This window comes from Pseudomonas borbori (assembly GCF_900115555.1).
Taxonomy (GTDB): domain Bacteria; phylum Pseudomonadota; class Gammaproteobacteria; order Pseudomonadales; family Pseudomonadaceae; genus Aquipseudomonas; species Aquipseudomonas borbori.
This window is the reverse complement of sequence record NZ_FOWX01000004.1, coordinates 111,340-125,512: the sequence shown is the minus strand read 5'-3', so window position 1 is coordinate 125,512 and position 14,173 is coordinate 111,340. Positions and strand designations below refer to the sequence as shown.

Sequence of the window (14,173 nt, the reverse complement as noted above, 5' to 3'; positions counted from 1 at the left end):
CCCACAACAGCCCGGCGATACCCACGTACCTGTAGGAGGCCCGACCTCGGGGCGATGCCTTTGCTCGCTGATCCAGCAACCCGTCCACCCGCTTGTCGCAAACCCCGCCCTGGACAATCATGACGCTTGGGCACCCTCCAGCCCCGCTTACCGCGGGCGCCGCACTACAGGAGCCGCCAGATGTTCGAGGCCTTCGCCACACTCAAGCAGCACTTCGCCGCCCTGCACAGCGACGCCGAATACTGGTCGCTACGCTATGTGCGCGAAGACCACCAGCAGCTGGCGATGCGCAAGCAGGTGGCCGAGCCGCCGCGCTTCAGCCGTGATCAGGGCGCGATGCTCAGTGTGCGGCTGGCCGGAGTCGAGGCCTACGCGGCGACCAACGACCTGTCGCGCCAAGGCCTGCAGGCCGCGCTGGAGCGGGCCACCGAGCTGGCCCGGCGGATCGCCCCGCAAGCCTTGCTCGAGCTGCGCGCCCTGGCGCCCTCCGGCGAACGCGGCGAGTACCGCTCGCCCGGCCTGGAGGATGCTTTCCCCTCGCTCGCCGCCTGCTACCAGTTGCTGGCCGCCGAGTCCGCCGCCGTGCCCAGCGACCCGCGCCTGGTCAATTGGCGGGTCGGCCTCGACCTGACCCAGGTCGAGCAGCTCTACCTCAACAACAGCGGCGCCGAGCTGCGCCAGGCCCAGCGCTTCGTCTACCCGCACCTCAGCGTCACCGCCTACGACGGCCAGGACAGCCAGACCCGCAACCTCGGCGGCGCCCACCTCGGCCAGCAGGGCGGCGCCGAGGTGATCGAGCGCCTGGGCCTGATCGGTGCCGCGCCGCAGGTCGCCGACCAGGCCCTGCAACTGCTGCTGGCGCCCAACGCGCCGAGCGGCCCGCGCGACCTGCTGCTGATGCCGGACCAGATGATCCTGCAACTGCACGAATCCATCGGCCACCCGCTGGAGCTGGACCGCATCCTCGGCGACGAGCGTAACTTCGCCGGCACCAGCTTCGTCAAGGCCGGCGACTTCGGCCACCTGCAATACGGCTCCAGCCTGCTCAACGTGACCTTCGACCCGCAGATCCCCGAAGAGCTGGCCAGCTACGCCCACGACGACGATGGCAGCCCGGCCAGCCGCGAGTACCTGATCCGCGACGGTCTGCTGCTGCGCCCCCTCGGTGGCGCCCTGTCGCAGTGGCGCAGCGGCCTGGCGGGCGTGGCCAACAGCCGCGCCAGCAACTGGAACCGGCCGCCGATCGACCGCATGGCCAACCTCAATATCGAACCGGGCGGACAGAATCTTCAGCAATTGATCGGCGGTATCGAGCACGGCATCCTGATGGCCAGCAACCGCTCCTGGTCGATCGACGACGCGCGCAACAAGTTCCAGTTCGGCTGCGAATGGGGCCAACTGATCGAGCACGGCCAACTGCGCGGCGTGGTCAAGAACCCCAACTACCGCGGCATCTCCAGCCAGTTCTGGGGCGCGCTGACGGCCGTCGGCGACGCCAGCACCCGCGAGGTGCTCGGCACCCCGCACTGTGGCAAGGGCGAACCCAACCAGGTGATCCGCGTCGGCCACGCCACCCCGGCCTGCGTATTCAGCCGGGTCGACGTATTCGGCGGAGCGGCCTGATGAGCAAGCCAGACGCCCTCAGCCAATTCGAAGCCCTGGCCGCGTGGCTGCGCGGCGCCCTGGGCGCCGGCGAAGAATTCAGCCTCGGCTACAGCGGCGAATCCTCCGAGTTCATCCGCTTCAACCAGGGCAAGGTGCGCCAGGCCGGCCATGTGCAGCAGGCCAGCCTGTGCCTGCAGCTGATCCGCGACGGCCGCCATGCCGAGCTGCAGGTCACCCTCGGCGGCGCGCCGCAGGTGGATCGCCAGCGCCTGGCCGAAGCCCTGGCGCAGCTGCGCCAGACCCTGCCGCTGTTGCCGCCCGACCCCTACCTGCAGCTCAACCGCGAGGCCTGGCACAGCCAGGTGCTGCAACTCGAAGCGCTGCCGGACAGCGCCGCGGTGGTCGAACAGATCGGCCAAGCCGCACAGGGCCTGGACCTGGTCGGCTTCTACGCCGCCGGCCCGCTCAGCCGTGGCTTCGCCAGCTCCAGCGGCGCCTTCGGCTGGCACCAGGCGAGCAGCTTCAATTTCGACTGGAGCCTGTTCCACAGCAACGGCCAGGCGCTCAAGGCCCAGTACGCCGGCCAGACCTGGCAGGCCGACGCCTTCGCCCGGCGTATGCAGCAGGCGCGCGAGCAACTGAGCTATTTGGCCCAGCCCGTACGCACCCTGGCGCCCGGCAGCTACCGCGCCTACCTGGCGCCCGCCGCCCTGCAGGAAATTCTCGAACTGATGAGCTGGGGCGGCTTTTCCGCTCAGGCCCTGGCCGACAAGGACAGCCCGCTGCAACGCTTGCATGCCGGCACCGCCAGCCTCAGCCCGCTGCTTAACCTGCACGAGCAGGTCACGGGCTCGCTGACCCCGGCCTTCTCCAGCGAAGGCTACCCGCGCCGCGACCTGCAGCTGATCCGCGCCGGCCAGCCCGGCGAGCAACTGGTCAGCGCCCGCAGCGCCGCCGAATACAGCCTGCCGGCCAACGGCGCCAGCCCCTGGGAAAGCCCGCAGTCGCTGGCCATGGCCGCCGGCAGCCTGGAGCAGGACGAGATCCTCGCCCGCCTCGGCGACGGCCTGTATATCGGCAACCTCTGGTACCTCAACTACTCAGACCGCCCGGCAGCGCGCCTGACCGGCATGACCCGCTTCGCCAGCTTCTGGGTCGAGGACGGCAAGCTGCAGGCGCCGCTCGCCAGCATGCGCTTCGACGACAGCCTCTACGACCTGCTCGGCAGCCAGCTCGAAGCCCTGACCCGCGAACGCGAGCTGAGCCTGTCCACCAGCACCTACCGGCAACGCCACAACGGCTCGACCCTGCTACCCGGCGCATTGCTCCGGCGCCTGACCTTAACGCTTTGAAGCCCCGCCGATGACTGAAAGCTGCAGCAGCATGCAGAGGCAGGCAGCGATCAATCAACCAAACAACATCAGGTGACGGCCTGACGCCGCGCACCGTCCACGGCACGGCCACGCCTCGTAGGATGGAGTTGAGCGCAGCGATACCCATCAATAGCGCCCCCTGCCGCGCCGACAAAACACCCATGCCTGCCTGGTAGGCAGTCACTCAAAGAGGCGACGCCCCACTACAGGCCATGCCGCTGGAGAATCGCCGCATAGCTGCCATCGGCGTGCATGGCGACAATGGCCCGGTCGAACGCCTCGGCAATCTGCCGGTGCTGCGCATGGCTGCGCCGCACCAGGATATGCAGACCGTTCTCGCTCAATGGCCGCTCGATAAACTCAAGCTCATCGCGAATATCGCTCAGCCCGCGAGCCAAGTGATAGCGGGCGACGAACTCGTCCTCCAGGGTCAACTCGACTCGCCCGGCCTGCAGCATGCGCGCGGCGCTGGCGAAACTGCCGACGCCCACCTTGTGCAGCCGCGGGTCGCTGTCGAATTCGACGGAATAGGCATAGCCACGCACCACCGCGATGCGTTGTATATACAGATCGGCCAGTTGCTCGAAGCGGATGGCGCTGCCCTTGCGCCGCAGCAGGCGGATGCGATTGATCAGATAGGGCTGGGAGAAATAACCGAAGCTGGCGCGCGCCTCGGTGTACCAGGCATTGATCAGCACATCGTAGTCGGCCCGCCGCAAGCCGCGCACCGCCCGCTCCCAGGGCACCTGGGCATAGTCCGTGGCATAACCGGCACGACCCAGCGCGCTGCTCACCAGATCGGACGCCACGCCGTTATTCAGCAGGCTCTGGTCAGTGAACGGCGGCCAGGGGTCAGCCACCAGACGCAGGGTTTCGCCCGCCACAGCCAACGGCAGCAACAGCAGCGACAGGCACAACGCACGCAATCCATTCATGACCGGCTGTCCACAAGGCAAGGAGTCCAGACTGGTCATCCCCGGAGCATCCGTCGGGTCTGCCAGCTCTATTGGTTATCGCCGTACTGAAACATTCTGCGGGTGGTGAGGCAACTGCTATCTGGTACCCGGATCACCCGGGTTGAGCCGGTGATAGCCATCGGGATGGCATACCGGCTGCGCATAGGGGGCAGGGCAAACACGGATTGCCGCCCATACGACAAATGCTATAAGGTCGAAACACCTTAGCTGGCCCGGTGCCATCCTGCGCACCCGCTGTTACCAAAGGGAGCTTGGTATGCATTGCACATCACCCGAATGGCCCAGGCTTGCCACAGCAGCGCCCCGCGATAGTGTCCCGGTTCGGCGTTACGCGGTGTTTTCACGGCAGGCCAACAGGAAACTGGCCAGACAGCGCTTAAGCACAGCGTATCGGTTGAGTGAAAACCAGCGGCTATGCGATTACCCACTGTTCACTGCCCTTACAGGTAATAGTTTGACATGGAGGGAGTTCATGATAGGCGTCGCTGGCATGCGTGTGGAGTTATCTAGAATGCGGCGTTATTCGATAACGAAGAATTCCGTCTAATCACTGTTGAACTATAGAGGGAAAAATATGATTCCAGCTACAGCATTATCCAACCCAACCGGATATCTAATCGGAATCGGCATCAAGAAAATTGTTGAAACAATATCCGACGCCGATAGCACGACCCCGATATCGACACTAAAAGAAGAGTCTCTCCGAGCTGAAATCAAGGCAAAAGCCTTGCTGGCACAGGCAAAGGTTGAACAAGAACTTGCTATATCTAGAAGAATAGATAGCGCTGAAGAAGTTGAAATTGAAGAGTTTTACGACACCTCTGGAAAAGGAAATGCCGGGCTAAGCACTGATGGGGAATCAATATCCTTGGGCTTAGGTGGAGAAGGCCGCAGGGTCACCAAGCGAATAATAAAATTCAAAGGATGCACACCGACTATTCAACCACAAACCACAGATGCATAAACCTAACCAGCGATTCAGACCGTTCGCTTCGTTCGTTCGCTCGGGACGGGCCTAAAGCCCGCCCCTTAACCAAACGTTAAATCTCAAACCAACCAAAAGGAGTAGCTCATGAAAAAGGGAATAGCCCTTGCAATTTCTTTGTTTAGCTCAATTGCCTTTGCTGACCCCACTATTTTTAATATGGAGCTTGGCAAAACCACGGAGAGTCATCTGAAGTCCATGTATAACGTGCAGCATACAGGCACTAATAAGTACAGCAATGGCAACATGTACTCAGTCCCTGCATCGGACATTAATTTTGACGGCCTTCAAAAAATTACAACAATTTTTGACACGAAAGGGGTTCTAATTGCTGTCCTCACGACCCTTCCTAAGTCAAAATTTGACTACCTAAACCAGACGCTTGGTGGAAAATACAAGCGAGCCAGCCAAAATATTCCATTCGTTGGCAATAAATCTGCTACATATCGTGATGGCGACACAGAGATCATGGCTTACGCTGCGCTTCAGCCATCCGGTGCGAAGATAAAGGGATGACAAAGCGGAATATTCGGGGTCAGACCACGGATTTCCCTGATTCAATGGGGGGTCAGAGTGATTGATTTTAGGGAAGGGGAAAGGGATGCCTTATGCGAATCGCTTCTTGCTGCCGGGTCATACCCGGCATATCACCCAGTTTTGTCATCAGCGCGAGTTTGACCGCGCCCGGCACGGTTTTCATCTTCAGCACCCTGGATCGAGAAACACCGCCTGACCCATTGAACAGCGCTGGAATCACTCAGGTCCTCGGCGATAACGGCGTCGGGGCTCGCCTACGGGACGGCGAACTTGAAGGGGCAAGGGCAAAAATCCGTTCCTTGACCTATCGTTAGGCGACTCGCACCCCAACTGCGTTTACCCACGACAGAGGCGAAGAATATGAAGCAATACGGCGCAGAGTTCCTAGGTACGTTCTGGCTTGTGCTTGGCGGTTGCGGTAGTGCCGTACTTGCTGCAACCTTTCCCGATGTCGGCATCGGTCTGCATGGCGTCTCCCTCGCTTTCGGGCTAACGGTTCTAACGATGGCGTTCGCGATTGGCCACATCTCCGGCTGCCATCTCAACCCGGCAGTCTCGGTCGGGTTGTGGGCGGGCGGCCGTTTCCCCGCTAGTCAGCTGGCCCCCTATATCGTTGCGCAAGTCCTGGGCGGAATCGCCGGTGGTGCCGTGATATACGTCATTGCCAGCGGCGCGCCAGGATTTGATGTGTCCAATGGGTTCGCCTCGAATGGCTACGGCGCGCACTCGCCGGGTGGCTATTCCCTGGTGGCCGCCCTGGTCACCGAAATTGTCATGACCATGTTCTTCCTGATTGTAATTCTTGGCGCCACAGACAAGCGTGCACCAGCCGGATTCGCCCCCATTGCAATTGGCCTTGCGCTTACGCTGATCCACCTCATCAGCATCCCCGTCACCAATACGTCGGTAAACCCGGCGCGCAGCACAGGGGTAGCCATTTTTGTGGGCGACTGGGCAGTGGCCCAACTTTGGCTCTTCTGGCTTGCGCCAATTGTGGGGGCAGTACTCGGTGCCCTGGCCTATCGTGCGGTGGCGAGCGAGGAGAGTTGATGGACCGCCTGGCGGCCTGTCGCACGTAGGAGATCCCCCGTCGTCCAGACGCCGCGCTGTCGCGCAGCAAACTGGGGTGTTCAAGGATCGCGAATATTCAGCGAATATTCAGGGTCAGACCACGGATGTCTAGCGAGAGCCTCCGGGCGTAGTTCATCGAGCGAGCAACTAACCCGTTGCAGCTCGCGGATGCCCTTTGTTTCCGCTGCGCCTCGGCGTTAGTGGCGCAAAGCGTGGACGTAATCGCGCAGGCGTTCGAAGTTCAGCAAAACCCAGAAGTTGAGACCTATCATGAAGCCAACGAATGAAAACAACTGGAGGGTCACCGCAAAGCTTACCGCGCCGGCCCCGCCTGTCAGCGGCCAAATCAAAAACATCGGGAAGTCGGCGATCAACACGCCGCCCAACGTCAATGTAACGATATTAACGCGCTTCTTTTTCGAGAGCAGTTGATAGAAGCGGAAGCCGATAAAGAACTCGTAGATATACACGACAGGCAGGCCAACTAACGCAATACTGCAAAATAAACCGATAAAGGTCAGAACGCCCTCTTGCATATTGAAGCCTGGCACGCCGGCCAAAAACGCATAGAAAGAGAATGCAAACGGCATTATCAGTGGCGCAAATCCCAAGGCTCTCGTTTCGTTCTTCATAATTTACTCGCTGTACGCATTCAGTCGGCGTTAAGGCTGATAACTGACTCAGGCTCACAAACATCGGTTCACAAACATGGGTTCACAAACGGAGAGTCAGAAACGGCTCACAAAAGCGGACGCCATGGTACCTGAACGGGCTTCCGGGGGGAAAGCGAGCGGTCACCAGCAGCGGCCAGGGTGAGCCTGCGGCTAACTAATGGCGGTACCCCAGCCCCCATGCAACTGTTTGATCGAGAAGAAAAACATCGCCCGACAATGGCCAAATGGCCGACTTGGACAGGCCATTCTGGCAGCAAAAAAATCGTGCTCCACGGGAAGAGGCGCGAGAGCCGGCTGGGTGCCGCCCACAGGCCAAGCTCGACCATCGCAGCAGCAAACAGGCACCAAAGTACTATTCGTGCCGGGCGCCCGGCTTCGTACCCTGAAGCTATGATGCGTCTAATCCTGTTCCTCGCCCTGGCGCTTCTCCGCGCCCTGACTGCTTTGCACGGCGTGCCGGCAACGCTTGCGCTGCTGGCGCTGTTCGGCGGTGCAAGCGCCATGGCTGCCGAGCCGGGTGAAAATGCCAATAGCCGCTTGCCGGTGCTGACCCTCAGCGTGCTGCAGTTCGGCACCGCGCACTGGGAGCTCGATCATCTGCAGCGCCGGCAGCTGGACCGCGCGCAGGGCTTCGAGCTCGAGGTCAGGCTGGTGGCCGATTTGCCGGCGTCGCGGCTGGCGGTGGCCAGTGGCAGCGTCGATGGCGCGGTGGGGGATCTGCTCTGGGCGCAGTCGCGCTATGCCGCCGGCACGCCCTACCTGTATTTGCCGTTTTCCTCGCAGATCGGCGAGATCGTGGTTGCCGGCGACAGCGCCATCGAGCGGCTGGCCGATCTGCCGGGCAAGCGCATCGGCGTGGCCGGCGGGCCCGAGAGTCTCGGCTGGCTGTTGCTGCAACAGGTGGCCGGCCAGCAGGGTATCGATCTGGCTCGGGATGCGCAGGTGCAGTTCGCCGCGCCGCCGCTGCTGAGCCAGGCCCTGCGCCGGGGTCAGGTGGATGCGCTGGTGACCTACTGGCACTTTGCCGCACGCTTGCGCGCAGAGAGTGGCAGCCGATCCGCCTTTGCTCTGGCGGACCTGCTGCAGGCGCTGGAGCTGAACCCCGATTTGCCGGTACTCGGCTATCTATTCCCGCAACCCTGGGCCGCACAGCACCTGGCATTGCTCGGCCGGTTCGAGCGCGCGTTGCGCCAGGGCAAAACCGAGCTGGCCGCCACCCCGGCCTACTGGGATGCCATCAGACCCTTGATGCGCGCCGAGGACGACGCGGTATTTGCCGCGCTGCGGGCCGGCTTCGTCGAGGGCACGCCCAAACCGCTGGATGCCGAGCGCATCGCCGACCTGCGCCGCCTGCTGAGCTTGACCGGGGCCGACCCGGCGCAGCTGATGCCTGAGACCCTGTTCTTTCGGGCCGAACCATGAAACCGCCACGCTGGGCCTACTGGATCATGCTGCCCCTGGCCGTGGCGCTGTGGGCCGCGATCGCCGCGCTGCTGGAGACGCCGTTGCTGCCCACCCCGAGCGCCGTACTCGGGGCGCTGTGGCAGTCGCTGCAGAGCGGCGAGCTGCAGCAACATCTGGGCGTGACCCTGCGCCGGGTGCTGATCAGTTTCGTCCTGGCGATGCTGCTCGGCGCGCTGCTGGGCGTGTGGATGGGCCGCTCGGCGCTGGCCAATGCGCTGTTCGATCCGCTGCTGGTGCTGTTTCTCAATCTGCCGGCGCTGGTCACCATCATCCTGCTGTATGTCTGGTTCGGCCTGGTCGAAGCCGCGGCGGTGCTGGCGGTGGTGATCAACAAAGTGCCCAATGTCGCGGTGACGCTGCGCGAGGGTGCGCGCAGCCTCGACCCCAGGCTGGAGCAGATGGCCCAGGTCTACGCCTTCAGCCGCTGGCAGCGGCTGGCGGATGTCTGGCTGCCGCAGCTGTTCCCCTACCTGATGGCCGCGACCCGCGGCGGACTGGCGCTGATCTGGAAGATCGTGCTGGTGGTCGAGCTGCTCGGCCGCTCCGACGGCATCGGCTTCCAGCTGCACATGGCCTTTCAGGTGTTCGATGTGGCGAGCATTCTGGCCTACAGCCTGGCCTTTATCGCGGTGGTGCAGGCGATCGAGCTGGCGCTGCTGCAACCCCTGGAACGCCGCGCCTCGCGCTGGCGCGATGTGGGGGCGCAGCATGCTTGAGCTGCGCATCGGCGGCCATCCGATCCTGGGCGCGATCGACGCCCGGGTCGCCGAGGGCGATCGCATCTGCCTGCTGGGGCCTTCCGGCGTGGGCAAGACCACCCTGCTCAATGGCATCGCCGGGCTGGACCGGCGCCTGAACGGAATGATCAGGCGCCGCGCCGAGCTGCGGGTCGGCTATCTGTTTCAGGAACACCGCCTGCTGCCCTGGCGCACGGTGCGGCAGAACCTGGCCATGGTCGGCGCGCGCAACGACGAGATCGACCGGCTGCTGGCCCAGGTCGGCCTGGCCGACGCCGCCGAGGCGCTGCCGGACCAGCTGTCCCTGGGCATGGCCCGGCGCGCCGCACTGGCCCGCAGCCTGGCGATCAAGCCGGACCTGTTGTTGCTCGACGAACCCTTCGCCTCGCTCGACCCGGATCGCGCCGCCGAGCTGCGCGGCCTGATCACCCGCCTGCTGGACGCGCACCCGCGCATGGCGATGATCTGCGTCACCCATGACGCCAGGGACGCCGACGACCTGGCCAACCGCCTCTGGTACCTGGACGGCACCCCCGCCGAACTGCACTGGGACCAGCCCCTGAGCGCACGCACCAGCGCCAGCCGGATCAGCGAGCGGCTGCGCCGGCTGAATGTCTAAGCCGTAACCCGTACAGCGATTGTGCGGCGACACTACCAGCCGGACTTCCGGAGACCCAGCATGCCAACCACAGTCCGCGCCCTGCAGGGCGACATCACTCAGCTGCCGGTGCAGGCCATCGTCAACGCGGCGAACGTTTCGCTGCTCGGCGGCGGCGGGGTCGACGGGGCGATTCATCGCGCCGCCGGGCCGCAGTTGCTGGAGGAATGTCGGCACCTGGGCGGCTGCACCACTGGCGCGGCCAAGCTGACCCGGGGCTACCGCTTGCCCGCCACCTACGTCATCCATACGGTGGGGCCGGTCTGGCATGGCGGCGAACGGGGCGAGCCGGCGCTGCTGGCCGCCTGTTACCGGCACTCGCTGGAACTCGCAGCGGCCCAGGACATCCGCAGCCTGGCCTTCCCGAGCATCAGCACCGGCATCTACGGCTACCCGTTCGAACTCGCGGCGCAGATCGCGGTGAACACGGTGGCTGCGGCACTGCAGGAGCTAACCGGCTTCGACGAGGTGATCTTCTGCTGCTTCTCGGCCGGCGACCTGCAGGTTTACCAGCGCCTGCTCGCGGCCCCGCCCGGCGCGCAGCCCGCATCGGCCTGACGGCTTCGGGTAAGATGCGCGCTGTTTGGCGCCGCGCTCGCGGCGCCTGTCGGGTTGTGGGGAAGTGGCTGTGCAAGTAACAGATGTGCTGATTATCGGCGCCGGTGCCGCCGGCCTTATGTGTGCCTTGACCGCCGCCGGGCGCGGGCGCCGGGTGCTGCTGCTGGACCACGCGAACAAGGCCGGCAAGAAGATCCTGATGTCCGGCGGCGGACGCTGCAATTTCACCAATATGTACTGCGAGCCGGGCAACTTCCTCTCGGCCAACCCGCACTTCTGCAAGTCGGCGCTGGCGCGCTATACCCAGTGGGACTTCATCGGCCTGGTGGGCAAGCATGGCGTGGCCTACCACGAGAAGAAGCTCGGCCAGCTGTTCTGCGACCACAAGGCCGGCGACATCCTCGACATGCTCCTGGACGAGTGCGCGCAGGCCGGGGTCGAGCTGCGCCTGGAGACCTCGGTCAGCGAGATCGCCAGGCTGGAGGCCGGTTATCAGTTGCAGACCAGCGCCGGCCTGGTGCGCTGCCAGTCGCTGGTGATCGCCACCGGCGGCCTGTCGATCCCGACCCTCGGCGCCACGGGCTTCGGCTATCAGGTGGCCAAGCAGTTTGGCCATAGGCTGCTGCCGACCCGCGCCGGCCTGGTGCCCTTCACTATTACCGACCCGCAGCTGAAGGCGCTGTGCACCGAGTTGTCCGGCACCTCGGTGGAGGATTGCCTGGTCAGCTGCAACGGCCAGAGCTTTCGCGAGAACATCCTGTTCACCCACCGCGGCCTCAGCGGCCCGGCGATCCTGCAGATTTCCTCGTTCTGGCAGCCGGGCGATACCCTGCATATCGACCTGCTGCCGCATATCGACCTGCCCGAGTGGCTGGCCGAGCAGCAGCGCGAACGGCCGAACAGCGAGCTGAAGACCCTGCTCGCCGAGCTGTTCACCAAGAAGATGGCCGGGCTGCTGGCCGACAGCTGGTTCGTTAACAAGCCGCTGAAGCAGTACACGCCGGGAGAACTCAAGGCGATTGCCGCGCAGCTGGCCGACTGGCAACTGGTACCCGCCGGCACCGAGGGCTACCGCACCGCCGAGGTGACCCTGGGCGGCGTGGATACCCGCGAGGTGTCGTCGAAGACCATGGAGTCGTTGAAAAGCCCGGGGCTGTATTTCATCGGTGAGGTGCTGGATGTCAGCGGCCATCTGGGCGGCTTCAACTTCCAGTGGGCCTGGGCCTCGGGCTATGCTGCGGCGCAATACGTGTAAAGCGCCGCCCTTGTGGCAGGGGGCTTGGCCGCGGGAGAATTTCGCCTTGGTCACGGTTCGCGGCCAAGGCTCCTCATCAAACCCGTACGTCATTGATTTTATGAGTTATGACGTTTTCTGTAGGAGCGGGGGGACGCCTGGTTCCATGCCCGCGAAACCCATCGCGGGCATGGCCCGCTCCTACAGGTGCCCACAAGCCGACAGACACGACTGCCTCCAGTTTGCAGCACGACAGCGCGGCGTCTGGACGACGGGGGATCGCCTACGACGCAGCGGTGCTCTTGCGAGGGAGTACTTGGCCGCGAACATGCGGGCCAGGCGACGGCAATTGAACTGACGGCGTGGCGCAGGCTCTGCTACAAAGCTAGCAAGAGCCAAACATCACCCCCTGCCCCACCGGCGCCCCTATCCCGCTCAAGGAGCGTTCGCCCGCATGACCCAAGACCAAGGCTTGATCTTCGCCGTCCTCGCCGCCACCGTGGCGCTGTTTATCTGGGGCCGCTGGCGCCACGACGTGGTCGCCCTCGCTGCCTTGCTGGCCTGCGTCCTGCTCGGTCTGGTCGCGGAAAAGGATGCATTCAGCGGCTTTGGCCACCCGGCGGTGATCACCGTCGCCTGCGTGCTGGTGTTGAGCCATGGCTTGCAGAGCACTGGCGCGGTGAGAGTCCTGGCCCAGCGCATACTGCCCGGCAACGTCGGGCCGATGCTGGCGATTGCCGCACTGACCAGCCTCGGCGCGTTGCTCTCGGCCTTTATGAACAACGTCGGCGCCCTAGCCCTGCTGATGCCGACCGCCTTGCAGATCGCCGAGAAGCAAGGGCTGCCGCCCGGCCGCGTGCTGATGCCGCTGGCTTTCGGCACCATTCTCGGCGGCATGACCACCCTGATCGGCACGCCACCCAACCTGATCGTTTCCAGCTTCCGCGCGCAAAGCGGGGCCGGCCAGTTCGCCATGTTCGATTTCAGTCCGGTTGGCGTGGCCGTGGCACTCACCGGCGTGCTGTTTATCGCCCTGCTCGGCTGGCGCCTGGTGCCCAGGCGCGAGGTGAGTAACGCCGCCAGCTTCGACACCGGCAGCTACCTCACCGAGGCGCGGGTCAAGGACGGCGCCAAGGTGATCGGTAAAACGCTGCGCGAGGTCGAGCAGCTGCTCGACGAAGTCGACGCCCAGGTGGTCGGCATGGTGCGCAACAAGTTCCGCCTGTCGGCGCCCAATCCGCGCCGCGTGTTGCAGGTCGACGATGTGCTGGTGATCGAGGCCGAGCCCGAGGCCCTCGGTGTGGCACTCGGCAGCCTGGGGCTGAAACTGGAAGCTGACGTGCCGCCACCTGCCGAACCGGAAGAGGAGAAGCAACCCGCCGGCGACGCAGCCAGGCCAGCCACCGAGGAAAAGAACAGCGAGAAGAAAGACCCGGAGGCGGACGTCAGTGTGCTGCAGGAGCTGCTGGCTCTGCCCGAATCCACCCTGATCGGCCGCAGCGCCAGCGGCACGCGGCTGCGCAGCCGCTACTCGATCAACCTGCTGGCGATCTCGCACCAGGGCCAGCGCTCGATCAAACGCCTGCGCTCGACCCTGATCCAGTCCGGCGATGTGCTGCTGATGCAGGGCGCGGCAGACGATATCGCCGAGTTCGCCAGCGACTATGCCTGTGTGCCGCTGGCCGACCGTGCCATCAGTATCCCCAACCCGCGCCAGGCGACGATTGCCCTGAGCGTGATGCTGCTGGCCATTGCCTGCGCGGCGTTCGGTCTGCTCTCAGCGGCGGTGGCATTCGCGCTCGGCGTGCTGCTGTTCATGCTCCTGCGCGTGGTGCCATTGCGCTCGGTCTATGAATCCATCGACTGGCCGGTGATCGTCCTGCTCGGCGCCCTGATCCCGGTGGCCGGGGCCATGGCCAGCAGCGGTGCGGCGGATCTGCTCGCCCGCATGCTGATGGAGACTATCGCCCAGGGACATCCGGTGATCGCGCTGACCCTGTTGCTGGTGGTGACCATGACCCTCTCGGACTTCATGAACAACGCCGCCACCGCCGCGATGATGTGCCCGATCGCACTGAGCTCGGCGCACCAGCTCGGAGTCAATCCCGACTCGCTGTTGATGGCGGTGGCGATTGGCGCCTCCTGTTCGTTCCTCACCCCCATCGGCCACCAGAACAACGCCCTGATCCTCAGCCCCGGCGGCTTCCACTTCGGCGACTACTGGCGCCTGGGCCTGCCGCTGGAAATTCTCGTGGTGCTGGTCAGTGTCCCGCTGCTGCTCGTGGTCTGGCCGCTGTGAA

Annotated in this window: 13 protein-coding genes; 11 read left to right on the top strand and 2 right to left on the bottom strand. The window is 64.2% G+C overall.

Annotated features, from left to right (window positions below; all coding sequences use genetic code 11):
- The first annotated feature begins 180 nt into the window (after positions 1-180).
- Both BM315_RS04290 and BM315_RS04285 read left to right on the top strand, forming a co-directional pair.
- Complete coding sequence (locus BM315_RS04290) at positions 181-1,623, top strand: TldD/PmbA family protein (protein WP_090498172.1); 1,443 nt, start codon at positions 181-183, stop codon at positions 1,621-1,623.
- The gene (locus BM315_RS04285) at positions 1,623-2,957 is read left to right on the top strand and encodes a TldD/PmbA family protein (protein WP_090498170.1); all 1,335 of its coding nucleotides are present in this window, start codon (positions 1,623-1,625) and stop codon (positions 2,955-2,957) included. The genes BM315_RS04290 and BM315_RS04285 overlap by 1 nt, the downstream gene beginning before the upstream one ends.
- 224 nt (positions 2,958-3,181) lie before the next feature.
- Here the strand turns inward: BM315_RS04285 and BM315_RS04280 are convergent, their stop codons facing one another.
- Positions 3,182-3,913, bottom strand: a complete 732-nt coding sequence (locus BM315_RS04280) for a substrate-binding periplasmic protein (RefSeq protein WP_090498351.1) — start codon at positions 3,911-3,913, stop codon at positions 3,182-3,184.
- Between the two features lie 616 nt (positions 3,914-4,529).
- Between BM315_RS04280 and BM315_RS04275 the strand changes: the two genes are divergently transcribed.
- The 3 genes from BM315_RS04275 (at position 4,530) to aqpZ (ending at position 6,527) form a co-directional block, all read left to right on the top strand.
- On the top strand, positions 4,530-4,919 hold the full coding sequence (locus BM315_RS04275; protein ID WP_090498168.1) for a hypothetical protein: 390 nt from the start codon (positions 4,530-4,532) through the stop codon (positions 4,917-4,919).
- Positions 4,920-5,027: 108 nt separating this feature from the next.
- Complete coding sequence (locus BM315_RS04270) at positions 5,028-5,456, top strand: hypothetical protein (RefSeq protein WP_090498166.1); 429 nt, start codon at positions 5,028-5,030, stop codon at positions 5,454-5,456.
- Between the two features lie 381 nt (positions 5,457-5,837).
- Complete coding sequence (gene aqpZ / locus BM315_RS04265; RefSeq protein WP_090498164.1) at positions 5,838-6,527, top strand: aquaporin Z; 690 nt, start codon at positions 5,838-5,840, stop codon at positions 6,525-6,527.
- Between the two features lie 218 nt (positions 6,528-6,745).
- Here aqpZ and BM315_RS04260 read toward each other — a convergent pair whose 3' ends face one another.
- Entirely contained in the window at positions 6,746-7,180 is a 435-nt protein-coding gene (locus tag BM315_RS04260; RefSeq protein ID WP_090498162.1) for a hypothetical protein, read from the bottom strand.
- A gap of 543 nt (positions 7,181-7,723) precedes the next feature.
- Between BM315_RS04260 and BM315_RS04255 the strand changes: the two genes are divergently transcribed.
- The 6 genes from BM315_RS04255 (at position 7,724) to BM315_RS04230 (ending at position 14,172) form a co-directional block, all read left to right on the top strand.
- Positions 7,724-8,644 carry an ABC transporter substrate-binding protein gene (locus BM315_RS04255; protein WP_090498347.1) on the top strand — a complete coding sequence of 307 codons (921 nt, stop codon included), beginning with the start codon at positions 7,724-7,726 and terminating at the stop codon, positions 8,642-8,644.
- Entirely contained in the window at positions 8,641-9,402 is a 762-nt protein-coding gene (locus tag BM315_RS04250; protein ID WP_090498159.1) for an ABC transporter permease, read from the top strand. The genes BM315_RS04255 and BM315_RS04250 overlap by 4 nt, the downstream gene beginning before the upstream one ends.
- Entirely contained in the window at positions 9,395-10,042 is a 648-nt protein-coding gene (locus tag BM315_RS04245) for an ABC transporter ATP-binding protein (protein WP_090498349.1), read from the top strand. The genes BM315_RS04250 and BM315_RS04245 overlap by 8 nt, the downstream gene beginning before the upstream one ends.
- Before the next feature lie 60 nt (positions 10,043-10,102).
- The gene (locus BM315_RS04240) at positions 10,103-10,639 is read left to right on the top strand and encodes an O-acetyl-ADP-ribose deacetylase (RefSeq protein ID WP_090498157.1); all 537 of its coding nucleotides are present in this window, start codon (positions 10,103-10,105) and stop codon (positions 10,637-10,639) included.
- Between the two features lie 70 nt (positions 10,640-10,709).
- Entirely contained in the window at positions 10,710-11,894 is a 1,185-nt protein-coding gene (locus tag BM315_RS04235; RefSeq protein WP_090498155.1) for a BaiN/RdsA family NAD(P)/FAD-dependent oxidoreductase, read from the top strand.
- A 433-nt stretch (positions 11,895-12,327) separates the two neighbouring features.
- A complete protein-coding gene (locus BM315_RS04230; protein ID WP_090498153.1) occupies positions 12,328-14,172 on the top strand; it encodes an SLC13 family permease in 1,845 nt (614 codons plus the stop codon).
- The last annotated feature ends 1 nt before the right edge of the window (position 14,173 follow it).

Coding starts and splice junctions, on each gene's coding strand:
- BM315_RS04290 (WP_090498172.1), top strand. CDS start 181: ATGTTCGAGGCCTTCGCCACACTCAAGCAGCACTTCGCCGCCCTGCAC.
- BM315_RS04285 (WP_090498170.1), top strand. CDS start 1,623: ATGAGCAAGCCAGACGCCCTCAGCCAATTCGAAGCCCTGGCCGCGTGG.
- BM315_RS04280 (WP_090498351.1), bottom strand. CDS start 3,913: ATGAATGGATTGCGTGCGTTGTGCCTGTCGCTGCTGTTGCTGCCGTTG.
- BM315_RS04275 (WP_090498168.1), top strand. CDS start 4,530: ATGATTCCAGCTACAGCATTATCCAACCCAACCGGATATCTAATCGGA.
- BM315_RS04270 (WP_090498166.1), top strand. CDS start 5,028: ATGAAAAAGGGAATAGCCCTTGCAATTTCTTTGTTTAGCTCAATTGCC.
- aqpZ (WP_090498164.1), top strand. CDS start 5,838: ATGAAGCAATACGGCGCAGAGTTCCTAGGTACGTTCTGGCTTGTGCTT.
- BM315_RS04260 (WP_090498162.1), bottom strand. CDS start 7,180: ATGAAGAACGAAACGAGAGCCTTGGGATTTGCGCCACTGATAATGCCG.
- BM315_RS04255 (WP_090498347.1), top strand. CDS start 7,724: ATGGCTGCCGAGCCGGGTGAAAATGCCAATAGCCGCTTGCCGGTGCTG.
- BM315_RS04250 (WP_090498159.1), top strand. CDS start 8,641: ATGAAACCGCCACGCTGGGCCTACTGGATCATGCTGCCCCTGGCCGTG.
- BM315_RS04245 (WP_090498349.1), top strand. CDS start 9,395: ATGCTTGAGCTGCGCATCGGCGGCCATCCGATCCTGGGCGCGATCGAC.
- BM315_RS04240 (WP_090498157.1), top strand. CDS start 10,103: ATGCCAACCACAGTCCGCGCCCTGCAGGGCGACATCACTCAGCTGCCG.
- BM315_RS04230 (WP_090498153.1), top strand. CDS start 12,328: ATGACCCAAGACCAAGGCTTGATCTTCGCCGTCCTCGCCGCCACCGTG.